22 protein-coding genes are annotated in these 24522 nt (G+C 47.8%); 9 read left to right on the top strand and 13 right to left on the bottom strand.

What is annotated here, in order from left to right:
• Nucleotides 1-408 precede the first annotated feature (408 nt).
• Nucleotides 409-1101, bottom strand: a complete 693-nt coding sequence (locus JT717_RS16740) for an NUDIX hydrolase (RefSeq protein WP_205511653.1) — start codon at nt 1099-1101, stop codon at nt 409-411.
• A gap of 234 nt (nt 1102-1335) precedes the next feature.
• On the opposite strand from JT717_RS16740, the gene JT717_RS16735 reads away from it, so the two are divergent.
• Genes JT717_RS16735 through JT717_RS16725 form a run of 3 tightly spaced genes read left to right on the top strand, consistent with a single transcriptional unit; the run spans nt 1336 to nt 6204 of the window.
• A complete protein-coding gene (locus JT717_RS16735; RefSeq protein WP_205511652.1) occupies nt 1336-2928 on the top strand; it encodes a class I SAM-dependent methyltransferase in 1593 nt (530 codons plus the stop codon).
• A gap of 44 nt (nt 2929-2972) precedes the next feature.
• On the top strand, nt 2973-3989 hold the full coding sequence (locus JT717_RS16730) for a hypothetical protein (RefSeq protein WP_205511651.1): 1017 nt from the start codon (nt 2973-2975) through the stop codon (nt 3987-3989).
• On the top strand, nt 3946-6204 hold the full coding sequence (locus tag JT717_RS16725; RefSeq protein WP_205511650.1) for a hypothetical protein: 2259 nt from the start codon (nt 3946-3948) through the stop codon (nt 6202-6204). The genes JT717_RS16730 and JT717_RS16725 overlap by 44 nt, the downstream gene beginning before the upstream one ends.
• Before the next feature lie 72 nt (nt 6205-6276).
• Here the strand turns inward: JT717_RS16725 and JT717_RS16720 are convergent, their stop codons facing one another.
• From JT717_RS16720 to JT717_RS16700, 5 genes are all read right to left on the bottom strand, one after another.
• Nucleotides 6277-7416: a VWA domain-containing protein gene (locus JT717_RS16720; RefSeq protein WP_205511649.1), complete on the bottom strand. Its 1140-nt coding sequence runs from the start codon at nt 7414-7416 to the stop codon at nt 6277-6279.
• A gap of 3 nt (nt 7417-7419) precedes the next feature.
• Nucleotides 7420-9675, bottom strand: coding sequence for a DUF5682 family protein (locus tag JT717_RS16715; RefSeq protein ID WP_205511648.1), 2256 nt, complete (start codon nt 9673-9675; stop codon nt 7420-7422).
• A gap of 90 nt (nt 9676-9765) precedes the next feature.
• Complete coding sequence (locus tag JT717_RS16710) at nt 9766-10845, bottom strand: ATP-binding protein (protein WP_205511647.1); 1080 nt, start codon at nt 10843-10845, stop codon at nt 9766-9768.
• Between the two features lie 14 nt (nt 10846-10859).
• A complete protein-coding gene (locus JT717_RS16705; protein ID WP_205511646.1) occupies nt 10860-12314 on the bottom strand; it encodes a DUF5691 domain-containing protein in 1455 nt (484 codons plus the stop codon).
• A gap of 30 nt (nt 12315-12344) precedes the next feature.
• Nucleotides 12345-13646 (bottom strand): SWIM zinc finger family protein, encoded by a 1302-nt coding sequence (locus JT717_RS16700; protein ID WP_205511645.1) that lies wholly within the window; start codon nt 13644-13646, stop codon nt 12345-12347.
• A 409-nt stretch (nt 13647-14055) separates the two neighbouring features.
• On the opposite strand from JT717_RS16700, the gene JT717_RS16695 reads away from it, so the two are divergent.
• A complete protein-coding gene (locus JT717_RS16695) occupies nt 14056-15330 on the top strand; it encodes a hypothetical protein (RefSeq protein WP_205511644.1) in 1275 nt (424 codons plus the stop codon).
• Nucleotides 15331-15404: 74 nt separating this feature from the next.
• Here JT717_RS16695 and JT717_RS16690 read toward each other — a convergent pair whose 3' ends face one another.
• The 3 genes from JT717_RS16690 to JT717_RS16680 form a co-directional block, all read right to left on the bottom strand.
• Nucleotides 15405-15878, bottom strand: coding sequence for a Dps family protein (locus tag JT717_RS16690; RefSeq protein ID WP_205511643.1), 474 nt, complete (start codon nt 15876-15878; stop codon nt 15405-15407).
• A gap of 13 nt (nt 15879-15891) precedes the next feature.
• Nucleotides 15892-16746 carry a pirin family protein gene (locus tag JT717_RS16685; RefSeq protein WP_205511642.1) on the bottom strand — a complete coding sequence of 285 codons (855 nt, stop codon included), beginning with the start codon at nt 16744-16746 and terminating at the stop codon, nt 15892-15894.
• A gap of 179 nt (nt 16747-16925) precedes the next feature.
• A complete protein-coding gene (locus JT717_RS16680) occupies nt 16926-17444 on the bottom strand; it encodes a DinB family protein (RefSeq protein ID WP_205511641.1) in 519 nt (172 codons plus the stop codon).
• Between the two features lie 282 nt (nt 17445-17726).
• Between JT717_RS16680 and JT717_RS16675 the strand changes: the two genes are divergently transcribed.
• Nucleotides 17727-19505 (top strand): PQQ-dependent sugar dehydrogenase, encoded by a 1779-nt coding sequence (locus JT717_RS16675; RefSeq protein ID WP_205511640.1) that lies wholly within the window; start codon nt 17727-17729, stop codon nt 19503-19505.
• A gap of 84 nt (nt 19506-19589) precedes the next feature.
• Nucleotides 19590-20285 carry a carbohydrate-binding family 9-like protein gene (locus JT717_RS16670; protein ID WP_205511639.1) on the top strand — a complete coding sequence of 232 codons (696 nt, stop codon included), beginning with the start codon at nt 19590-19592 and terminating at the stop codon, nt 20283-20285.
• A 73-nt stretch (nt 20286-20358) separates the two neighbouring features.
• Here JT717_RS16670 and JT717_RS16665 read toward each other — a convergent pair whose 3' ends face one another.
• From JT717_RS16665 to JT717_RS16655, 3 genes are all read right to left on the bottom strand, one after another.
• Nucleotides 20359-20865, bottom strand: coding sequence for a DinB family protein (locus tag JT717_RS16665; protein WP_205511638.1), 507 nt, complete (start codon nt 20863-20865; stop codon nt 20359-20361).
• Between the two features lie 14 nt (nt 20866-20879).
• Nucleotides 20880-21305, bottom strand: a complete 426-nt coding sequence (locus JT717_RS16660) for a VOC family protein (protein ID WP_205511637.1) — start codon at nt 21303-21305, stop codon at nt 20880-20882.
• A 102-nt stretch (nt 21306-21407) separates the two neighbouring features.
• The gene (locus JT717_RS16655) at nt 21408-21617 is read right to left on the bottom strand and encodes a hypothetical protein (RefSeq protein WP_205511636.1); all 210 of its coding nucleotides are present in this window, start codon (nt 21615-21617) and stop codon (nt 21408-21410) included.
• A gap of 351 nt (nt 21618-21968) precedes the next feature.
• On the opposite strand from JT717_RS16655, the gene JT717_RS16650 reads away from it, so the two are divergent.
• Together JT717_RS16650 and JT717_RS16645 are read left to right on the top strand one after the other, a co-directional pair.
• Nucleotides 21969-22955 (top strand): GlxA family transcriptional regulator, encoded by a 987-nt coding sequence (locus JT717_RS16650; protein ID WP_205511635.1) that lies wholly within the window; start codon nt 21969-21971, stop codon nt 22953-22955.
• Between the two features lie 45 nt (nt 22956-23000).
• On the top strand, nt 23001-23207 hold the full coding sequence (locus JT717_RS16645) for a hypothetical protein (protein WP_205511634.1): 207 nt from the start codon (nt 23001-23003) through the stop codon (nt 23205-23207).
• 39 nt (nt 23208-23246) lie between these two features.
• Here JT717_RS16645 and JT717_RS16640 read toward each other — a convergent pair whose 3' ends face one another.
• The gene (locus JT717_RS16640) at nt 23247-23585 is read right to left on the bottom strand and encodes an ArsR/SmtB family transcription factor (RefSeq protein WP_205511633.1); all 339 of its coding nucleotides are present in this window, start codon (nt 23583-23585) and stop codon (nt 23247-23249) included.
• Nucleotides 23586-23886: 301 nt separating this feature from the next.
• Between JT717_RS16640 and JT717_RS16635 the strand changes: the two genes are divergently transcribed.
• The gene (locus tag JT717_RS16635) at nt 23887-24258 is read left to right on the top strand and encodes an SWIB/MDM2 domain-containing protein (RefSeq protein WP_205511632.1); all 372 of its coding nucleotides are present in this window, start codon (nt 23887-23889) and stop codon (nt 24256-24258) included.
• The last annotated feature ends 264 nt before the right edge of the window (nt 24259-24522 follow it).

The following is a 24522-nucleotide window of genomic DNA, read 5'->3' as shown; positions in this document are numbered from 1 at the left end:
AACGACCCGCTTCGAGCTATAAACCATACGTCACAAACTCTTAGAGGCCGGTTTCGAGCTCGAAACTGTACGCCACAAACTCTTCAGGCACCTTTTCGAGCTATAAACGGTATGCTAAAAACTATTTACGACGAACTGGCCGATTACGTAGCAGTAACCAGCAAGAGCGACAGAGCGCTGATCCTTAGAAGGTTTTGACGCTAACAACAGCAGCAGCAATGGCTACCATCTGCCACCATCGATCGAAGTTCCCGATGTTCAGTTGAACAGACCAGGAAAGGCTACAACGTGTATTAAGAATGTAACTGGTGTCAAAGGTTACATACATCAAGTAACTAAACCTATCCAATGGCGTTCATCGCTTATTGTACTTCCGGTGTAAGATGCCGCGTTGCGCCAGCAAATATTTTATATCTCAAAATTAATCCCCTCTTTCACCAATTCCTGGTAGCGCTTTTTATTGAACTGGTACATTTTGCCTGGCCGGCCTTTGCCTTCACTTTTTGCCAGCTCATCGGTTTCATCAAGAATGCCCAGGGCCATTACCTTTTTATAAAAATTACGCCGGTCTATTTCGCGGTCAAGCAAACTAACATAGAGCTTTTCCAGGTCGGCAAACGGGAATTTACGGTCGAGTAGTTCAAAACCGATCGGCTGATAGCGGATCTTGGTGCGCACCCGCTCGATGGCCAGGTTCAGGATCTTCTTATGATCAAATGCCAGCGGCGGCAGGGATTTGAAATTGAACCATTGTGCATTCTCGGCATCAGTACTGGCCTTCAATTGCTGAAACTGGCTGCTTTTTACCAATGCAAAATAGGCAACGGAGATCACCCTTTTGCGCGGATCGCGATCAGGATCGCCAAACGTATATAACTGTTCCAGGTAATTTACTTCAATCCCGGTCTCTTCCCGCAATTCGCGGCGAACTGCGTCTTCCAGCGACTCTTCCGGCAGTACAAAACCGCCCGGTATCGCCCATGAATTTTTGAAGGGCGGATACTTCCGTTGAATAAGCAAGATAGATACACCTTCGTTCTTAGAATACCCGAACACGATGGCGTCTACAGCAACTTTGATCTCTGAACCGGATACTGACATGGACTGCAAGATAAAACATTCGGCTATAGTACCAACCTGTGCATAATGCGATAATATGCTATTTGAAAATACAAAGTTTTCCACCCCTCCGGAATTTAGTTAATAACCTCACGAATCAGTTCTGGCATTCGCTTAAGCGTTAAATAGGTGGTATAAATCGCACAGAAAGCATTAGCACATCAGCATATCAGCTAATCAGCACATTAACCCGTATCTTTAACGCAAATCTGATTCATGTACCTGTTGATTCCCGGACGCCACCAATTGCTCACCCGATTTCAGTTTCACTATATTCAACGGCTTATACAAAATGGCCTGGAAAAAGAAAAAGATGTATTTGGCAAGACCATTGGCATTACTGAAAACATTGAGGCCGTCGTTTTTGCCGTTACTTCCGCCAACCACTCCAATACCCGCCGCAACCCATTGCCCTTCTACCTGCGCGCCATAGCCATCGAAGATTTTGGCAATGCCCTGAACTGTCCGACCTATATGTATGGCATCGACGATGTTGGACAGGTTCCCAATTTTGCGGGCTACACACTCAAACGTATTCAGCACGACAGCGAAGGCCTGTTCCATTGCACACCGGCCAATACCATTATCATTTGTTCTACCCCGGTATTAAATATGTACCACCAGCTTGGCTTTACTATCCTGCCGGCTGAGTTGCAGGACCTCACTACCTGGCAGCACCATACGCCCATGCCCTGGGATGTGGTAGAACATATAGCCAACAGCCATCACTGGCAAAAAGATCCCTTCGTCCAGGAACATATGCATGCTTCGGCCTATAATGTCTGGCGCAAATACCGCTGCGGCGAAAAAGTGCAAATGCTGTTCAGGGATGCCATGATCAGCAGTGACGGCGATCTTACCGAAACCCGCGACTACAATGTATACGTTCGCCAGATGGATGAGATCGCTGAAATGAAATACCACGATACAGCCGGTTTCATTCAACCCGGCCGTATCGGCGACATCGGATGTGCAGTAGGGTCATGGATCAAACTCGCCTGTAAAGATGAACGCCTGCGCGAATCTGATTTTTATGGCATCGAGGTGTCGCGTTATTTATATGTGCTGTGCCAGCAACGGAAAGAAAATGGCGAGTTCATTAACCCCTTCGTTTTCTTCTCGCAGAAAAACGCCGTGACCGGACTGGTATTTGAACGCAATTCCATGAACACCATCCACAGTTCCTCCCTCACCCATGAAATTGAATCGTACGGAAGCCGGAATGACCTGCTGCAATTCATTCAAAACCGGTATGAAGAGCTGGCGCCCGGCGGTGTATGGGTCAATCGCGATGTCGTGGGTCCGGCCAACAAAGACCAGATCATATACTGCTGGCTCAACGATGCAGATGGCAGCAACGAAGACCCGTACAAAACATTCAGCGATAAACAGGTCTTTTCGCAATACCTCAGCGGCTTGTCAACCTATGCCAGGTTCCTGCGTTTCGCCCGTGATTTCAGGCAGATAGAAGGGTATGTATTAGAGTACTCAACAGCTACCATCCATCATAAAAACTATATTATAACGAGTTTACGCAACGTGATGGAATTCCTTAGCCGGAAAGATTATACCGACAACTGGCAAAGCGAAATGCATGAAACCTTTTGCTTCTGGGATTTTGATGAATGGAAAACGAACCTGCTGAAAGCGGGCTTCACCATTCATGCTGCGTCGCGGGCCTTTACAAATGATTGGATAGTGCAGCATCGCTGGGAAGGGAAATGCGCTTTGTTCACCATGAATAATGAGCAGCTGGAACCATTAGATTACCCAGTCACCACGATGATTTTAATTGGTGTAAAAGCGTAACAGCCTTTATCTTGCAGGGGCCATTTCCTTAACCCCTGTCGGCAATGAAAAAGTATTGGTGCTCATTGGTGTTCTTCCTGGTATTGATTGCCGGCTGCCGGCATCAGCCCAAACCACTTTCCTTTTATTATTGGAAAACACAGTTCTCCCTCAACGAATACGAAAAAAACGTCTTAAAGGAACATGCCGTTACCTCACTGTATGTACGGTATTTTGACGTCGACTATAAAGAGGGGGAAACGCAGCCCATGCCGGTATCACCTGTCATCCTCGATTCAACCGTACGCTCTTACAGGATCATTCCGGTAATTTTCATTATAAACAGGACCTTCGAAAGGCTCGCCGCATCAGAGATCTCCACATTGGCCCGGAATGTAGCCGGCCTGGTGACCCAGATCAATCGATCCCAACAATTAATGACCCGGGAAATACAATTCGACTGCGACTGGACGGAACGCACCCGCGATAAATTCTTCGAATTCATCCGCCAGTACCGGGCTATAACGAAGGCCCAACTAACCGTCTCTGCTACCATCCGGCTTCACCAGGTAAAATACAAGGAAAGAACCGGCATTCCGCCGGTCGATTATGGAGTACTGATGTATTACAATATGGGCGCTATTACCGGTGATAACAATAATTCCATTTACGAAAAAGCGGTGGCGAACCGGTACAACAGTTATATCAAATCCTACCCTTTGCCCATGGATATTGCCCTGCCCCTTTTCTCCTGGGCGCTAAAAATACGCGATGGCAAGGTGGTGGAACTGCTGAATAAAATTAAGACCGGCCAGTTTGAAAATGATTCTAATTTTATCAGCGCAAACAACGGATCGTATATCGCAAAAAACGCCTGTTTCAAGGCCGGTTATTATTTTAAGGAAAAGGATCTCATTAAACCGGAGCATGTTCCAGCCAATGACCTGCTCGATATTACAACCCAGATCAACCAACATACAAATAATCGTATAGGCAAGTTGATCTTTTATGATCTTGACAGCACTAACCTCGTTCAATATGAAAAAGATATTTTCAAAAAAGTACTTAGTAACATTCGCTAGTTCATTCGCTGTTGGCACCGGCATTATAGTGGCCTGCGCAGGCGACTGGGGCCCTGAATATGGCGATTCAAGTTTCACCCCCGAAGCATTTGTAGCCGATGCTTACCGCCCCTTCTTTTATTCTGATGTGTTTTATTATGGCATCGGTCACGATACTGAACACAATACCCGCTTCAATGGATCCAATATAAACGATTGGACCAGCTACCTGGGTAATGCAACGCCCCGCAGCGAGCTCGAATTCCTGCTGCTCCATGCTCCTGCAGCAACCATCGACAGCCTGGCTGCCTACCAGGCAGGTAAACTGAAAACGTTGCCTTTAACCACGCAATCATTTTCCTTGTTCCGGAAAAACGACAAAAAGACCGCAGACTTTATCAGGTATTTGACACTCGCGAAAAAAAGCGAGGCATTCGCTGTTGTCAACCTCGAATATGCCTGGGATTATGAATCGAAGAAAAAGCCCGTGCAAATAAACACCGCAGCATTGAACAAAGAACTGCTGCAGGAATTTACGCAGGCAAAAGACGCATTTTTAAAACAACGGTACTGGTTCCAACTGGAACGTTCTTATTTCTTTAACGGCCCTGCACAACATGCGCTGGACCTTTTTGAGAAAAACGAGCAATCCTTTGAAAAGAATGAGATCTACTATCGCACGATGGCCTATGCAGCCGGCGCCTGTTATAAATTAAAGAATTTTCCCAAAGGCGCTTATTATTACAGCAAGGTGTACGACGGCTGCGATGCCCTGAAAACAGTCGCGCATTGGAGCTTTGGCCCTAAAGAAGAAAGTGAATGGAAAGCCACCCTGGCCTTATGCGCCAATAACGACGAAAAGGCAACCCTGTGGCAAATGCTGGGCATATTCTATACCGATGAAAAAAGGGCCATACAGGAAATTTATAACCTGAACCCGCGCAGCGAAAAGCTGAACCTGTTATTGACCCGCGCAGTAAATAAAGAGGAACAAAAATTCAGCAGCTGGGACCATGAATACACCAATAAAAGCCTGCAATTCAAAAAAGACACCAGCACCAGCGACCTGCTGGCCCTCGTAAACCGCATTGCACAAGCCGGTAATACCCATCAGCCTTATATGTGGCATATGGCAGCCGGTTACCTGCACATGCTGAATGGTGATTTTAAACAGGCTTCCAGCTCCTATGCCGCTGCAGAAAAGAAATTGCCTAAACAGGAACTGGTGCAATGGCAGCTGCGGTTATTGAAACTGGTAAATACCGTTGCCGGCACGCCGAAGGCAGACAGTAAACTGGAAAATAAAGTACTGGCAGACCTGAACTGGTTGCAAAATATGAAAGCACCGGATGAAACTTTCCGCTATACTACCGCTTATCAATGGATAAAGAACACCCTCGCCGGCCGGTACATTAAACAAAAAGAATTTGTAAAAGCAGTTTGCTTCAATAATTACCCGGCATTTTACACCAGCGATGCCAATATAGAAGGCATGAAAAGCTTTCTGAACAAAGCGAATAAAACGCCCTTTGAAACGCTGTGTGTGGCATTGTATCCGCTTACCGGCAATGATCTGGTGGAATACCAGGCCATCCGTTTAACCTATGACGACAAACTGGAGGAAGCGATCGCTAAAATGGAAACAGTACCGGCCAGCGCCCCGCTGCCGGGCAACCCCTTCAATGGCCGCCTGCAGGATTGCCACGACTGCGACCACGAAGCGCCCCAAAAGATAAAATACACGAAGCTGGACCTGCTAAAAAAAATGAAAGAAATGGAGGACAAGATCAAAGCCAACAGCGAGGTGTACAGCAATGCCATGCTGGTAGCGAATGCGTTTTACAATATCACCCATTATGGCAATGCCCGCGCTTACTATGAAGGCAAAATAACAGGTTCATCCCATTATTCACCTTTTGCCATTGATAGTAGTTATCGCGACTTCCTCATCGATATGAAAATGGCTGAGAAGTATTACAGCCTGGCATTGAATGCGGCCAAAACCAATGAACAAAAAGCAAAATGCCATTTCATGCTGGCCAAATGCGACCGCAATCAATGGTATAACCAAACCTTGTATAAGAACCGGAATTACCAGTATGGCGACCAGGCAAAGCTGCCTGATTTCCTGCCCTGGAACGGATTCAAAGCATTGAAACAACAATACAGCAATACCCAATTTTATAAAGAAGCGATCCGGGAGTGTGGTTACTTAAGTATATACTCGCAACAATAGCGTAATAAACCGTGCCACCGTTTTCCCTGGCGACCCCAACGAACGGTGGCACGGTTTCAAATAAGCTTACATCTATTTCTTCAACACCAGATCTTCTTTCGCCGCCCACAGGCCTATATCCTGTTTGCCCAGGGCTGCCGCCATCAGGTCGGGAAATTTATCGGGTGTACAGGCAAAAACAGGAATGCCCAGGTTGGAAAAGTATTGTGCATTATTATGGTCGTAGAAGGGAGCGCCTTCATCATTTAAGGCGAGCAGTACGACCACCTGTACACCGGCCGCTACCAGTTCAGCCGCCCGCTTACGCATTTTATCTTCATGGCCGCCTTCATACAAGTCAGTGATCAATACCAAAACGGTATCATTGGGTTTGGTAATAATCTGCTGGCAATAGGTAAGCGCCATGTTGATATCGGTTCCTCCGCCTAACTGCACGCCGAATAATAATTCAACCGGGTCATTAAGCTCCTCCGTGAGATCTGTTACGGCAGTATCAAATACCACCATTTTTGTTTTGATAGCCGGAATAGAGGCCATCACCGAGCCAAAGATGCCGGAATACACAACGGATGTGCCCATCGATCCGCTTTGATCGATACATAGAACCACATCTTTTAATGAACTACGTTTCCGTCCATACCCGATCCTTGTTTCAGGAATGATGGTCTTGTAATCGGGCTGGTAGTGTTTCAGGTTTTTCCGGATGGTAGCATGCCAGTTGATCTCGTTATGCCGGGGCCGGCGATTGCGTGCACTTCTGTTCAAACTGCCGATGATCGCCTGCTGTGTTGGCTGCGACAGTTTACGCAATAATTCATCTACCACTTTGCGCACCACCATGCGGGCAGTGTCTTTTGTTTTATCAGGGATCACTTTGCTCAATGTCATTAAGGTGGCTACCAGGTGAACATCGGGTTCAACATGCTGCAACATTTCCTTTTCAAATAACATCTGCGTAAGATTCAATCTATGTAAGGCATCCTGCTGCATCACCTGCACAATCGAAGAAGGGAAAAAAGTACGGATGTCGCCCAGCCAGCGGGCTACATTGGGCGAAGAAGGTCCCAGGCCGCCCTGGCGGGTGCTGTCATATAACGCTTCCAGCGTTTTATCCATTTGCAGATCGCGTTCGTTCAGCGAAATGCCGGTGCCATCGTTTTCCTGTCCGCCCAGGATCAGGCGCCATTTGCGGATATGGTGTTCATTGATCATTGCTTAGCTTTTTATACCCAATAATTGCAAAATAACCGGGATGCCCTGCCTGGCCCTTTCTTCATCCAGGCTGGCATCTGCCAGCGGCCTGCCGGCAGCGCCGGCGCCGCCGGTTTTTACCTTCTCGCCCAGCTTTTTTCTTTCGGGGGAAGAAAAACCCGAAAAGGTCCTGCGCAACAATGGCAAGACGCTGGTAAAGGTTTCTTCATCCAGGATATTCACCCAATTGTTCACCAGGCTCCAGAGCTCTTCGTCAACCAACAAAATAGTACCGCTGCCTTTTAAAAACCCTTCCAGCCAGGCAGCTGCTTTATCGGGCGGCGTTGCGGCCGACATGGCGTAATGAAAGACCCGCACCAGCGCATCGCCTTCCAGTAATCTAAAATCGGCCAGTAACCTGGTGGCATAACCGGCGATCATTGGCGAGGTATTATCTGCCGCTGCAATGGCCTGCAGGGTTTGCTGCCATTGACCGGTAAGGTCGGGCTGCTGTAGAACATTCACCGCATCATTCAATTTGAAGAAAAGCTCCAACAGCTTTTGGGCTGCCTCATCGGTCAGCGCCGTACAGGCGGCAGGCAGGCTAACGTAAATACGGGTGAGCATACTGTTTACAATGCCCAGAACCAGGTCGGCGTCGGTCTTTCGCACACTGCCATAGCGGCTTACCTGCACCAGGCCTGGCACCACTTCCATCAGCTGTATCACATCGCCGCTGGCGGCTGCCAGGTTATTAATGCTTTGTATGCATACTTCTACCGCCCGGTGTAATTCTGCGGGGATGGTATGCTCCAGCAAACCGGTAACGGTACTGAGGGTGCCAGCCTCACCGGCTTTTGCGATCACAAATCTCTCCGCCGCTTCTGCCACGGTATTACCCCAATTGCCCTTTTCAATGATATTGATCGACAATTCAGGATTCCATTGCAAACGCCATAATTCTTTAAAGGTGCCTTTGCCCGACACCTCATGCTGTTCGCCCCAGTTTATATCGAGTAACTGCAGGCGGTGTAAGAAGATGCTTCGCTCCAGATCGTTTTCCTTACGCAGGTCAAGCGTATAATCTTTAAAATCGGCGGTTGCCGGCAAGCGCAGTCTCTTCTGTAATTTTTCTATATCCAGCTGCAAGGGTGGTTTGGGTATTTGCTGAGGCACTTCACCGATCCGGTTGCTTACGATCAGTTCATCGTTGATCAGCTGCATCAAAATACTTTCTCCATTACAGAGTACGGTTTGGGTAGCTTCGTTCAGTTCTTCCAGTCCCGCCTTGTACAAATTGCGCAGACTGGCCAGCGATTCAGCCAGGCGCACCGCTTCAATAACATGCGCTACGGAAGTGTCCATTTGTTTTGTCCGGAACAATTTGGCCACTTTCGCCATCCAGCGGGTGCCATCATCAGCGGGATGATGCCAGATATGATCGTACCAGCCCGGCGATCCGATACCGGCGCCATAACCACTGTAGTAGCTAAGCCGGCTATAGGTCCAGGGGATCCAGGTGCATTCTACTTTTACTTTAGGCAATCCTTTCAACAGCTCATTGTCTTCTTTGGGCTTCGGCATCGATACCAGCGCCGGGGCGTGCCAGGCGCCGCAGATCACCGCTATATTTTGAAACAACTCCTTTTCCGCCTGCCTGATGGTCTTACGCATCCAGGCTTCCCGCAATTGTTCCATGTGGTCTTCGGGCTGCGGAAAAGCTTCGCGCAAGACCTGCATGGCTTCTGTGACCGCATCAAAGACCTGTTCCCGGTTTTGCCGGTGCTCAAACATGTGTTCCCACCATTTTTCGCCATCGTCATAACCGGCGGCTGCTGCGAGGTAGGCGATCGGGTCTTTTCGCAATGCTGTTGCTGCGGCCACTTCATTATTGCGCCAGGCATAACTATTCACCGATGGACCGGCAGCGCCCGGCGCTTCATTTACCTTTTTAGTTTCGTTTTCGAGGGCAAGATGATGGCCCATGGGCAGGTCCATAAAGCGCACATGGACCTTATTCCTGCGGGCATATGTTATGGCCTGCCACTCAGGTGAGAATTCGGCAAAGGGATAAAAGGAAGAACGTTGCAGATCATCGGGTTGATACACCAGGATAGCAACCGGCGGTTTCAATTCCGCATGGGTTACCCATTCCAATAATGGATCTGCTTCGGGCGGCCCTTCTACCAATACGATATCCGGCTTTACTGCTTCCAGAAAATCCTTTACATTTTTGGCCGAGCCGGGTCCGTGGTGCCGTATGCCTAAGATGTGAATCATGGTGAATGGTGAATGGTCAATGGGTAATATTCGTTGCTGGCCGCGAAACGGGTAACCGGCAACTGGTAACCGGTAACTGGTGAATCGGGCTTATATCAGATCCCGGCAGGCGCGATAGATATCTTTCCAGTCTTCCCTTGGCTTTACCACTGTTTCCAGGTATTCCTGCCATACCAGTTTGTCCTGCACCGGATCTTTTACCACAGAACCGATGATACCGGCAGCCAGGTCTGCCGCCTTCAACTGGCCATCACCGAAATAAGCAGCCATTGCCAGTCCGTTATTTACCACGGAAATGGCTTCTGCCGTGCTGAGGGTACCACTGGGTATTTTGATCCTGGTCTTTCCATCGGTGGTAACGCCGCTGCGCAGTTCGCGGAAGATGGTCACGATCCGGCGGATCTCCTGCAGCGCTGGCGGTTCAGCCGGTAATTCCATGATCTTCTCAAAACTTTCCACCCGGCGTTTTACAATATCAATTTCCTCCTCTATGGAATCAGGAACCGGTAAGATAACGGTGTTGAACCGGCGCTTTAAAGCGCTTGACAATTCATTCACTCCTTTGTCGCGGTTATTGGCCGTGGCAATTACATTAAACCCCTTTACGGCCTGCACTTCGGTATTGAGCTCGGGAACCGGCAATGTTTTTTCTGACAGGATCGTGATCAGCGTATCCTGCACATCGGCGCCTATACGGGTAAGCTCTTCGATACGCGCAATTTTCCCTTCCTTCATCGACCGCATGATGGGCGTTTCCACCAGTGCTTTTTCAGAGGGCCCTTCGGCCAGCAGGCGCGCATAGTTCCAGCCATAGCGAATGGCTTCTTCACTGGTGCCCGCAGTGCCCTGTACGATCATCGTTGAATCGCCGGAAACAGCTGCCGACAAATGTTCACTCACCCAGCTTTTGGCAGTACCCGGCAACCCATATAACAACAAGGCGCGGTCGGTGGTGAGTGTAGCCACGGCGATCTCCATCAGCCTTTTGTTACCAATATATTTGGGCGAAACCTCAAAACCATTTTTCAGTTTACCACCGGTAAGGTAGGTGACCACGGCCTGCGGCGTCAATTTCCAGTTGTGCGGGCGTTTGCCCGTATCCTGCTTCTGCAGCTCTTCCAGCTCCTGGGCATATAATTGTTCGGCGTGCTGACGTAATAAGGTTGACATAATGATATAATTGTTTAGTCGTTGAAGGATTGAATGGTTTGTTTCTTCAGCTCAAGGAGCCGGGTGATATATTCACCGGTATTGCGCCAGGTGGTAGCCAGGTATTCTTCCGGCGGCGCACATTTCTCCAGTTCGGTAACAATACCTACCGGTATGCAATGGATATAACGGCTGTAAAAGGACCGATTATACTGATAAACACTTCTTGCGGTATGGATAAAAATGGCCCGGGTAAGATCGATGCTCCAGGTATCCTCCCGTTTAATGGCATGCTCAATAATATTCTCCGCAAACTGATCGATAAATTTGATACTGTAAAATTCCTGCTCCTTCACCGGCAACAGCGGGATGATGTCGATATAAAATACCTGGCTGTTCTGCATGAAAGCGGTTGCCCATCGCTGATCCTTGAAGGCCACTACCGCCTGCACCAGGGCAGGCAGGAACTTTTTATTCGTTGCATCTTTTTGCATCGTGCGGATGATGAGATCCGGCGTACTGTTCAACCGGTTTTCCCAGAAGAGGGGTGGAACCGATTGCATCAACTGCATTACAATGAATTCTTCATCGGTGAACTCTTTGCTGTTGCTTAACTTATCGATGCCCGTTTTAAAAATACTTTCATCGAGCCCTGCCGGTAATTTGATCTGAAGTCCTTTTTTACCAATGGTCACCGTCTTTTGCAACACCTGCTGGTATTGTTGAACAATCGGCGATCCCGGGATCTGCTTCAACAGCCAAAGCGCCAGGTCCCTTACCTTTTTGCTTTTCTCTTTTGATAAACTTTCGAGGAAGGCAATATCACCTTCGTTGACGTTATTAGCCAGGATCAGCAGGAACTCTACTTTTGTGGCGGCATCTTCCTGCGCCCAGGTCTGCAGCACCCATTCCCTGGCGGTGGTGGCATCTGTTTTACGCAGCTCCTCCAACACGCCCTTACGCTGTTCTATCGAACCGGTTTGCCATAATTCAGTATCGGTAGTGGCCGTAGAGAAATTCCATTCGGGATTGAACCTGGCCAACCATTCGCCACGTTTGCCACAACAGGCTGCCACCAGGTTCTGCAGCTTTTTTTGCGGAATACCAAGGTTCAATAATTCCGGCACAAACTCCGGGGTTACGATCCTGCCTTTTGCTTCGCACAATTGCAACCAGAACTGCAGTAGTGAAATGCTTTCCGAATCGAAGATATCTTTCAGGGTTTGCAAGGCTAAAGGCGAACAGTATTGTTTTTCTTCCAACTGGGCTTTTGTGATAGACAGACCTTCCTTTTGCAAGGGTTTTGCGCCGCACTGGCGATAGTTAAACGCCAGCGCTGCTGTTTGCAGGAACAGGTCTTCCCTATCGGTGACCGATGCTTGTAACTGTGCAGCCACTGCAGCCAGTTCAGGCGGCCATTCACTGATAGCAAGGGTTCTTTTATCAGTGCCCAGTAAAGCCGTGTTTATGATTTGTTCCCAGGTTTGCATATCCCTGTTTTAATTTAGCATCTTGATCCTTTACAAAATCTTATACTCCTGCTGATACCAAACGCCAAAGGGTTCGTACAATTTTTCTTTCCCTACCACCGCTATATTCAACGGTTCGCCGCCGCTTAACGATAATAATTTCCAGATGCTGTTGAATCCGCTTTTGATTGGCATCATGGCATGGTTGCAGTCCTGCAACCACCATTGCTGTTCAAAGTAAACCGGGCGAAGTTGTTCTACAATAAAAGGTCTTTCGCTGCGCACAGGCCATGCCGCACTAAGGGCTGTCTCCGCTTCCACCACCTCCTGCCAGTTGGCAAAGCCTTTATACTGTTGTGTTTTTTCCGTAGCGATCTGGTTTTTTACGATCGCGCGTAAAGGAACCGTTGACGGATAGAAGACCAGTTCCGCCTGCACAAAGAGGCCGGGTGTCAGGCTCAGTTGCCCGCCCTGCCCCCTTATCAAAAACTGCAGCACCAGCGCATACCGGTTGCTGGTTACGCCGTATAACCAATTCCGTTCAATGGTTAAATTATCTTCTTCGGTAAGCTGTTTGCCCAGCACCAGCCATGTATCGGTGATGCCCGTCTGCTCTTTCAGCTCATCCTGGTTTTGTGTAAAACCGATCCAGCTGCGGAGATCCTGTTGTAATAGGGGAGAAAGGGAGGCGCTGTTCCTGTAACCGGTAGCCACGATATAGAGGCGCAGCAACTGGTCAATGAATTCCGACTGCCAGCCCTCGCGATAGAAATTTATGGCGGCGATGTTTTTGAGCATGCCTGCCAAACCGGGGGCCTGTGCATCTACCAGTCGCCGGGCCATATTCTCAAACCAGGCTGATCCTTTTTCCGGAATATTGATAATGCCGTTTCGAATGATATCTTTTATCCATTGTAACAGTTCTTCAATACCATCACTCACTTTCTGCTCACGGGCCTGGCGCCTTTTTGCCTGCGCCGCTTCATCAACCGCTCTTTCTTTTTGCACCGCCTGTTTTTCCTGGCGCTCCGATCGTTTACTGATCCATTCGGAGACCCAGGCCGGCATCGCAGTGCTGGTAAATGCTGTTTTATAACGCGCGTATAACAAGAGTAAGCCTATTCCATGTTTACAGGGAAATTTCCGGCTGGGACAACTGCATTTAAAAGCGATATTCACCAGGTCGACCTGCGCCTGATAAGGTTTGCTGCCGCTGCCCTGGCATTCGCCCCAGAGCGCCAGCTCATTTACACCCCTGCTTACCCACTTCGCCGGGTTACACAGCTCTTTACCTGATTTTTTGGAAGATTCATCAGGCGCCAGGGCAAGCACTTGTTCTTCGGATAATTGCAAGCGAAAAAAGTTTTAATGTCGTTGTATAAGATAATACTTATTGGCAACAGCATGCAAAGTTACCTGCGGGAACTGTATAAATTAATTTAATTTGTCACTCCCTGCCATTACAGGCTCCCAAACACCTTATAATAATTTTACATCTATTTTCCAGGCACTTGCAGCTTTCTGCCGATGCATTGCGAATAATCCGGGCGTTTTTTGAAAAAGATTTCACATACACTTAATATGCGGAGAAGACGCCATGTGCGCAAGGGTTTTGTGGAAAAAACATAGCGGGATGACCGGTAGTTCTTTTGTTACTCTTATGGAATTTTTATAACTATGATCAGGAAAACCTGAAATGTCTGCGCGCACCATTTTTTCCATTCACTCATCAACAATATTCATTTAACCAAAAAGCAGTCCTATGAGCTTGCGCAATTATTGTGTTGCTGCAATAGCAGCCACGACCCTGCATGCCTGCGTAAAACAAACGCAGCCGTCATCTGCCGACGGATCAGCTACCACTAACGATACGCGCTTTCCTGTAGAAAACGCCCCGGCAACAAATGTAACAGTGACCTATACTGATGAAAGCAGCTTTGTTAACAGTCTTTCCTCTTATGGTTTTAATACGCCCGACCAGGTGAACCTTAACCGGGCTGGCACCAGCACCGGATACACGGCCGTATACGGTTTCAATATTCCCAGCGACCGCCAGGTAAAAGGGTTTAAATGGAATAGCGGCGACCAGCAAACGAACGAATGGCGCCCCCAGGGCATCACCGGTTTCACCTGGGGCGGCAGGAACTTCCTGCTGATCACCTGGTACGGGGTGGGGCCTTCGAACATCCCGGGGGTGAACAACCAGCATAAAGGCGTTCGCATCTCACTGGTTGATATCACCAGCATGAGCAATATTACTTACCGCCATATTCTGCTGGTGCAGAACAAGGCCAATATGTCGAATGGTGAATTGTATGATCCTTCCAACAGCTATGTACAGCTGGCCAGTTATGCGCCGGTAACCATGCATGCCGGTGGCGTTGCCTTTTTTGCCGGTAAAATATATGTAGTTGACACCGGACTCGGCATCCGGGTATTCGACCTCACCAAATTCATAGCTGCGGAAGGGGATGCTACAGAAACGCGCATCGGCAAAGAAACAGATGGCAGCCTGAAAGCATTTAACTATGCTTATATTTTACCGCAGACCGGTTATTATAAGATCACCAATGCAAAACCTTTCTCCTGCATCGAGACGGGCACAGGCCTTACGGCTTCCGATAAAATGCTTTGGACAGGCCAGTACATTGAATCATCCAGCACCACCGTACCGAAAGTGTATGGCTTTCATTTAAATGCTTCCGGCCAGATAGTAAGCTCGCCGTTACCTGAAGTAATTACTCCCATTGACAATGATAACACGAACGTAAACGGCATCCAGGGCGTTTACCGCACCGGCACCAAGACCTTTATGGCCACCACGGGCAACAGCAGTTATGAAGGCTCCACCGCCCGGCTGGTGCGGTATAATGACGGCACCGCTGCCGGCGTGCGTTATCGCTGGCCACATGGCGCCGAGGACCTGTATCTGGAAGAAAGCACCGGTTATTTGTGGAACCTGACCGAGTATGAAACGGAAAAATATGGCACCGATAATCGCTGTGTGTTTGCCGTGAGGTTATCCGACTATGATTAACACGGGCAGCAATCAATAAAAAAAAGTGGCACCCCTCAACCGAAGGGTGCCACCTTTTTTATGATGAGAATCAATTAGCGCAAATGTGCCCGCAGCATCCAGGCCATTTTTTCGTGCAGTTCCATGAGGCCGGTAATAAAATCACTGGTACCGGCATCCTTGAACTCATTGGCAAAACGGTCGATATTCTCCCGCATGGTAATGATGATCGTTTCATGATCGGCCAGCAGTTCACGAATGAATCCGGCACTATCATTCTTTTCACGCATCTGCTCGGTCAAATGGGTCAGCTTCAAAAAATCTTTCAGGGTGCCGGGTGCATAATGGCCTAAAATACGGATGCGTTCAGCTACTTCATCCATGATCTCATCGAGCTGCTCATACTGGCTTTCAAAGAATTTATGTTTATCATGGAAATCGGGGCCTTCTACATTCCAGTGTGCGTTGCGTGTTTTGGTGTACAGCAAAAACTCATCTGCTAAGATGCCATTCAAAATGTGCGATACTGCACTCAGGTTCTCTGGTTTAATGCCAATGTTGGGTTGCATATGTAAAACTGTTTTAATAGCTTAATTGTCCGAATTCTCCGTTTTTATAATCCTCCATCGCCTGATCGATCTCCTCCATGGTATTCATTACATAATTATCCTTTGCTGCAATAGGTTCATCAATGGGTTCAGCACTTAGAAATAAAACCTGAGCCTCTTCTGCAGCGGAAAGCAGGATATCGGTTCCGGCCTTATCAAATACCACCAGGTGATGCATGGCTACCGGCTGCTCATTCACCACCACTTTTCCTTTTATTACGTACAGCAAAGTCCAGTAATCAGGCGTGGCATGTAATTCAATTTCCCTGCCAGCACTTATTTCGCCAACCATCGAAATAACCGGTGTAAAGTTTTGAATGGGTCCGGTTTGGCCATCATAATCGCCGCTGGCCAGCCTGAACTGAACGCCTTCCTGCGCTATCACCCTAGGCAATTGTTCGGCAGCCGCTGACTGATAAAAAGGCTTATCCCATTTGTTGGCCCTTGGCGCATTGATCCAAAGCTGAACCAACTCCTGCACACCACCCTGCTGCAGCATTTCTTTGGTAGGCCCTTCGCTGTGTAAAAGGCCACGGCCGGCAAACATCCACTGTACGCCGCCGGCTTTTATCACTTCGTCATTTCCGGCATTATCGCGGTGGAAGCCTTCGCCCTGCAACATAAATGTGTATGGACTGAACCCGCGGTGCGGATGCGGGTGGATCCGCGCCTGCTGACCGGCTTTATAAGTAACGGGCCCAACGTGGTGTATTACAATAAAGGGGTTGGCAAAGCGAAAATCCTTGTGTGGCAGTGGCTGACGCACGGTATCCTCCTCGGTGATCTTTTTCTCGCGGGCATCCAGTATATAATCGATCTTCTTTTTCATCTGCAGCTGCTTTAATGGGTGTATAACCAGGTTAACAATCAGGCTTCACCCTTTCAAAATATGTAAAAGTAAATGGCTGAAGGTAGTTTCAGCCATTCAAGTTAGGAAAATATACAGGAGTTACTGCCAACCGGCAGCAAATCGACTGCAGAAAAAATGATTTATACAACTTTACCAGCTTATTTCTTAGGCCTGCAGTAAAGCAGCTGACCGTAATGTAAGCTTTGATGATTGGTTCTGTTGATAAGCACATTTAACTTGTTACGATGCGGTTCTTTGGCAAAATCCTCAGCCGATACGGCTGTATGTTTAGCAAACCATTCACCGGGCGGTATTGCCGCTATGGCCGCTGAAAATTTTGCATTTACTTCTTTCCAGTATTTTCTCAGCTCCTGCAGCGGTGGTGTTTCCAGGCCCGACTTATCAGGGTTTGCTAAAAATGCATTGTCGAGCTCAGGGTGCAAACGTTCGCCCAAACCCAGTAAGGGCAACATTCTGTCGGTAACGGCCACCAGGTGCCCCAACAGATATTTACCGGTATTTCTGCCCGGCGAAGCTTCAGCAGCCAGTTGGTCATCGGTCAATTCATCAAATAGTTTGGAACATTGGTTCGTAGAAGCATCCCAGGCGGCCACTGCCATTTTAATAAACAGTTCCTGGGCCGGTTGGGTGCCGGCAGTTAAGGCAACATCACTCATTGTAGATCTTTTGGTTTTAAAAGAACAATAACCAACCGGGCAGCCATTTTGTTTAAAACCTGCTTTACCCGCAGCAGTTCACTACCGGGCGGCTTCCCGCTAAGATGATATGGCCGCGGCTCAAAAATTTTTGTAAATTTAAGTTACAAACTACACTTAACGACCCACTTGATAAGACGGGGAATAGCATTCATTTTCGTCTTCTGTAGCACTCAAAACCTGCTGTAATACTATCGTCAGATCATTCATCTGACAAGGCAATTATTCACTAAACCAAAGGCCATGCCCTCATTATTGATTCGCCGGTATTGCACCTCGTATTTGTTTTTTATATGTATCCTGATGGTTTGCTGTAAATCGCCCAAAAAACAGCCGCTGCCACCAGGTGACCCCGATAATGGCGGACTGTTCTTACCCGATCGTTTTGAGGCGGTGGTAGTGGCCGATAGCCTGGGCCGGGCAAGGCATCTTACCGTAAATACCAACGGCGACATCTACGTTAAGTTAACCTACAACGACATTATGCATGGCAGCGGCGGAACGGTGGCCCTTCGGGATGCTGATCAGGATGGCAAGGCCGACATCATAAGCTATTTTGGCGATTATAAAGATGAAGGCGGCTTGCCCGCAGGCATTGCCGTTCACAATGGCTATTTGTACACGGCCACTGTTAAATCTATTTTCAGGAACAGACTGAAAACCGGTCAACTCGTGCCCGATAGTAAAACGGAGGTGATACTTATTGACGACGACCCGAACCTGAAAAAACACTGGCATACGGCCAAGCCATTTGCTTTTGACCGGCATGGCAATATGTATGTACCCTTTGGCGCCCCCACTGATGCGGCACAGGATATCAACCTGGTGGGACCAGCCGGTATTCCCGGCGGTAAAGGGCTCGATCCTGCCCCCGAGCTGGAGAAATATGCCGGCATCTGGCGGTTCAGGGCCGCTAAAAGAAACCAAACCCAGAAAGATGGTTATAAATATGCCACGGGCATCCGGAGTGTACTGGCTATCGACTGGAACCCTATGGACGATTGCCTGTATGTAGCGATGAATGGTATGGATAATTTTCATACCCGCTATCCCCAGGTATTTACTGCCTGGCAGGCGGCTGTGCTGCCATCGGAGCCTTTGTTAAAAGTGACCGAACATTCCAATTTCGGGTGGCCCTATGCGTACTATGATCATATGCTGAAAAAAAATGTTTTACAACCGGGCTATGGCGGCGATGGCAAGATCGTTGGCAGAGCGAGCCGCTTCGATGTGCCGGTAATGGGTTTCCCGGGTCACTGGGCGCCGATGGACCTTTTGTTTTATACCGGTGATCAATTCCCGGCGCGATACCGTAAAGGCGCTTTTATTGCTTTTCATGGCTCTACCGATAGGTCACCTTACCCGCAGGCTGGATATATTGTATGTTTTGTTCCGTTCGAAAATGGGAAGCCAACCGGCGCATGGGAAGTGTTTGCCGATGGTTTTACCGGCGTAGACACCGTATTCAATACCAGCGATGCGAAATACCGGCCTATGGGACTTGCCATGGGCCCGGATGGCTCCTTATATATCTCCGAATCCAATAAAGGAAAGATCTGGCGGGTAATGTATAAAGGCGATAAAAATGCATTTGGTGCGCAACAACTCGCGGCCATGGAAAAACGCAAATCACGCACCTATATCAAAACGCCTGATGAAGTGAAAGACTACCTGGGCATGGGTGGTGAAATGAACGGACTGATCCTGTATAATAGTTATTGCGCCGGCTGCCACCAGCGGGATGGGAAAGGAGATAATAACCGTTACCCGCCACTGGCGGGGTCTGACTGGTTTGCGGGCAATAAAAAAAAACTGATCAATGTGATCCTGTATGGCCAGCAGGGAGAAATTAAAGTGAACGGCAAAACCTATAACGGCGTCATGCCGGCGCATGGCGGTTTTTTAGATGATCATGCCATCGCTTCCATTGCTACGTATATTAATAAGCGGTTCAATAATGAAAAAGGCCTGGTAGCTGCTGAGGAAGTAGCAAAGTTGAGAAAAAAGCCTCCAACCCCTTAAAGGGCAGCATAAGCAAAATGCCACAAGCTGCAAATGCAATAACTTGCTGTTAACCTGATGCTGACAGGTTCTAATATACATATCATGAAACTGTCTTTTTTTATTTCCCTGCTTACTGCTTTATTCCTGCATATGGCAAATGCGGATGCGCAAACGTATACCGTTAAAAGAATACCTGCCCATGTAATGGAGATCAACGGCCGAGGCGATCATCCCGGCTGGAAAAAAGCGGAGCTGCTTACCGGCTTCTCTTATCCCTGGGAAACAGCGCAAGCGCCTGCCACTTCGTTTTCGGCGCTTTGGGATGGAAACTGGCTCTATTGTCTTTTCCGGGTGAACGACGATTCGGTTATTACCCTCGTAAACAAAAATGATAAGTTAGAGGTAGGCGCATCGGACCGGGTGGAAATATTTATGGCCCGCGACACCGGTTTATCGCCCTACTATTGTCTTGAAATGGATGCTAGCGGCAGGGTGCTTGATTACCGGGCATCTTACTACCGAAAAATGGATTACGCCTGGAAATGGCCCAATGAGCAGCTGATCATTAAAACGTCAAGATCCAACAACGGGTATGTAGTTGAGATCGCCGTCAGTATACGATCGCTGAATGACCTGGGCCTTTTGCAGAACAAGCGCCTGCTGGCTGGTTTGTTCAGGGCAGAACGTAAAGGCGGAGAAGCAAGGGCTAATTTACATTGGATAAGCTGGATACAACCCAATGCTGCAAAACCCGATTTTCATATTCCTTCCGCATTTGGCACCCTGATGTTTGAGTAAAGACCGTTGCCGTTCAGGACGGGCATACCATAACTGGTATGGCCATCTTATAGTCAAAATAGCCATCTGCCGCTTACGCTGCAACCAGCTTCTCACAGATCTTTTTTACCTGGTTGGTATGGCGCAGGGTATGGAAGATCACAAAAGTGATCAGTTCCAACCGGGTGGGCTTACCAAATATGGGCATATGGCAGGTAGCGGTGAGGTCGAGCGTTTTAATGGCTTCGCCCAGCTGTTCACGGCCGGCTTTGAAGGTACTAATGAGGCTGTCTTTGTCAAAATTTCCTTCGGCCGGTATGATAAATTCCGGCGCCGGCAGTTTGGTGCTGAAATCAAGAAAGATCTCCTGCAGCTTAGCTACCCCTGCATCCGGCGGCCTGTTGGTTGGCTGAACAGGGCCATTCAGCGCCGCAATCATGGCGTTATCTGATTTACTGAGATGTTCCGTTACCTGGGCAGCCGTCCAGCTGCCTTCGAATGGAACGGTATTAATTTTAGCCTGGCTTAAAGCAGCCACCTTGTCGAGATACGCATCGGTGGCCGCTTTGAATTCCAGGTATAATTCGTTAGCAGTTTTCATAATCTGTCTGTCAATTACTGTTGTCTGTTTTCTACATTGATCATCCAGTTGATACCATACTTGTCTACGAACATGCCAAAATAGGCGCCCCAGAAAGCATCTGCCATTGGCATGATCACGTTACCACCGGCTGATAGACCAGCAAACAGTTTGTCGGCTTCTTCTTTCGTAGTGGGGTGCAGGCTTAGATTTACATTGTTGCCCGGTGTGGCCTTTTCCATGGCTTCCGGCACATCGCTGCCCATTAAGATATTGCCGCCTTCGAGGGGCAGTGAAATATGCATGATCTTGTTGTCTTCATGAGCACCTCCCCTGTATTCCTTTGGCATATCACTGAAGCGGGCAACCATGATGAATTCACCACCGAATACTGATTTGTAAAAATCGAATGCCTCCTGGCAATTGCCATTAAAGTTCAAGTAAGGATTCAATGCAGGCATGGTCTTTTTATTTAATAGTTAAGAAATAGCGTAATCATTTGCAGGGCAGGCGGGGTCTTGAAGGCAGCAGCAAGATGGTTGCTGCTCTGGGCAAACGGGTATTCAGTCCAGCACCTTGCAAAGGAAACCTTTTCCGGTCACAATTGTCATAACCTTTTCTATTCTCAGGTCATTGCCTTCTACCCGCAAGACCTTGTCACAGTCATCGAGGTCGAAATTTATTTTCGTGCCCGGAAAATGCCGGCTCAATAAAGCTACCAACTTTTGAGCTTCTGAAAACTCCTGTACATTCGTTTTGAAAACCTCAATCATAGTGCTTGTTTTACCCGATTGTACGTTTATAGTTTAATACCCCTGACTATCAGATCGCATTTTTTTAGTACAAAATGTACTTTTTCACTGCCATCACTAACAGCCTGCCTCAATCGTTTTCAAAATTACATGGGGTCTTCGAAACCCAAAGGGTGCAATCACGACCAATTGAGGGGCTGATTGCGACAATTGTTTTTTATCTTTATGAGCAGGGAAAGCTAGCATAAAAGATCATCATTGCATCCATGCGTTTTCACCCTTTGTCAGGGTAATCTCCCTGTTTGTCGGAACCGGTTCATATAAGTTCAAAATGATTCCCAAATTGGGCGCTCAGCTCATAAAAAATAACAGATGAAACACGTTTCGATCCTTATTCCGAAAGGACATACCAGCCTGGTGAATATAGAAGGAACGCACCAGATCCTCTCTGAAGTAAATCACCTGCGAACCAGCCGGGGCAAAGCTCCTATGTTTGATATTCAGCTGGTTGGCCTTGCTGCAGCAACAACCCAGCGCGACGGGCTCTTTACCATTAAACCCGATTGTTTGCTGGCTGACATCAGCAAAACCGACCTCATCATCATACCAGCCATACATGGCGATTTTAAAAAAGCGGTACAAGACAACCAGCCTTTTCTTCCCTGGATAAGAGAACAGTTTGAACAGGGCGCCGAGGTGGCCAGTTTATGCATAGGCTCTTTTTTCCTGGCAGCTACCGGCTTGCTAAAAGGGAAACAATGCGCCACCCATTGGCGTTACGCCAATGAATTCAGGGCGATGTACCCGGATGTGCAGTTGGTAGATGACAAGATCATTACCGACGATGATGGCATTTATACCAGTGGCGGGGCTTATGCCTATTTAAACCTGCTGGTGTATATGATCGAGAAATATGCCGGCCGTGATCTTGCCATTCTCATTTCGAAGGCGTTTATGATCGATATAGACCGCACGCTGCAATCGCCCTTTATCATTTTCCAGGGGCAGAAATCACATGAAGATGAGACGGTGAAGAAAGCGCAGGAATATATTGAAAAGAATTTTGAGGAGAAGATAACGGTGGATCACCTGGCCGACACCTTTGCGGTAGGCCGCCGCAGCCTGGAACGCCGCTTTAAAAAAGCCACCTGTAATACAGTGACGGAATATATTCAAAGGGTGAAGATAGAAGCTGCCAAAAAGGACCTGGAGACGGGCAGAAAGAATGTGCACGAAGTGATGTATGATGTGGGCTATAGCGATGTAAAGGCCTTCAGGAGCATCTTTAAAAAGATCACGGGGCTTTCTCCCGTCGAATACCGGAACAAGTACAATAAGGAAATGCTGGTGCTTGACTAATAGGGGAAGGGTGGTTGCCGGTTACCGGTTACTGCCGGTCGCCGGTTGCCGGGCGCCGCGCGCATTGCCCATTCACCATTCACCCTTGACCATTCACCGGTTACCAGTTACCAGTCGCCGGTTACCCGTTTCGCGGCCAGCGTTGACCATTCACCATTGACCATTCACCATTCACCGGTTACCAGTTGCCAGTCGCCGGTTACCCGTTTCGCGGCCAGCGTTGCGCATTCACCATTGACCATTCACCATTAACCAAATGCGTTTACAGCACACACGAACCGCGTAAGACGCTCATTTCTTCCTGACGCTCCGCTTCTTCTTTGTCTCCAGTTCGTCGAGGTAATTTTCCAGGTTGTCGAAGCGTTCGGTCCAGATCTTCCGATACTGTTCTACCCAGTCAGCCACCTCTGTGAGCCCTTCCAGGCGGGCCTCACAGTAGCGTTCACGGCCAAACTGTGTAATTACTACCAGTCCGCATTCGGTAAGCATTTTAATGTGTTTATAAATGGCGGTGCGGCTTACTTCAAAGTTCTCGGCCACCGCATTTACATTCAGGGGGTGGTGGGCGATCATATTGATGATCTCCCGCCGGGTGGGATCGGCTATCGCCTGAAATACATCTCTTCTCATAAAATAAATAGGAAACCTTTAGGTTGCAAATTTAATGTAACCTAAAGGTTGCACAATAAAATTGTGATAAAATACCTCGTACAAATGGGGGTATTCATAAAAAAGGTGTCTTATGTTTGCATCAGCTTACTTAATTTCACTTAGAGAAACGGCCCTGTACAGGCGAGGAACGGAAAGATTTTAACAGCTGAATATTTCGTTAATTCGCTTTGTTATCTATAAATTTGATATATTCACTGTGATTTGCTTTCAAACAAATATTCAAAACGCTTCATTATTCACTTTTAAATTTTAAAACACTATGGCAAAAACAGCTAAGAAAGCTGCTAAGAAAGCAGTAAAAAAAGCAGCCAAGAAGGCTCCTAAAAAAGCAGTAAAGAAAGTAGCTAAGAAAAAAGCAGCTGCTCCTAAAAAGAAATCTGCCCGCAAACCAAACGCCGCTTTCATGGCTCCTTTGAATGCAAGCCCTGTATTAGCTGAAGTAGTAGGCAGCAAACCATTACCAAGAACAGAGATCGTTAAGAAGATCTGGGATTATATCAGAAAGAACAATCTGCAAGACAAAAAGAACAGAAGAATGATCAATGCCGACACTAAACTGAAACCATTGTTCGGTAAAGATCAGATCTCTATGTTCGATCTGGCAAAGATCGTTTCCAAACACGTGAAGTAGTTCGTATATGCGAATTGAAGGAATTTCAACTTTTACAGGCACTCGGTGGGTTACAAAGCCTGTAAAAGCCCGGGTTAGTAAGTACCTTATTATCACAGATCTCTGCTCCTTCATTTCTTAAGCTTGTAATGGCCCTATTCAGGATCAACAGGGCCTTATACTACCTCAGCGAATTCATTCAGATCCAGATGACATTATGCATACGATTGCTAATCTGCCAATAGTTACTGCTTTTTAACTGTCTGGTTATTGCTTCGTATGAAA

This window comes from Longitalea arenae, assembly GCF_016924755.1.
Taxonomy (GTDB): domain Bacteria; phylum Bacteroidota; class Bacteroidia; order Chitinophagales; family Chitinophagaceae; genus Niastella; species Niastella arenae.
Note: the sequence above shows the minus strand (reverse complement) of the source record. Positions and strands in the feature narration are given on the sequence as shown.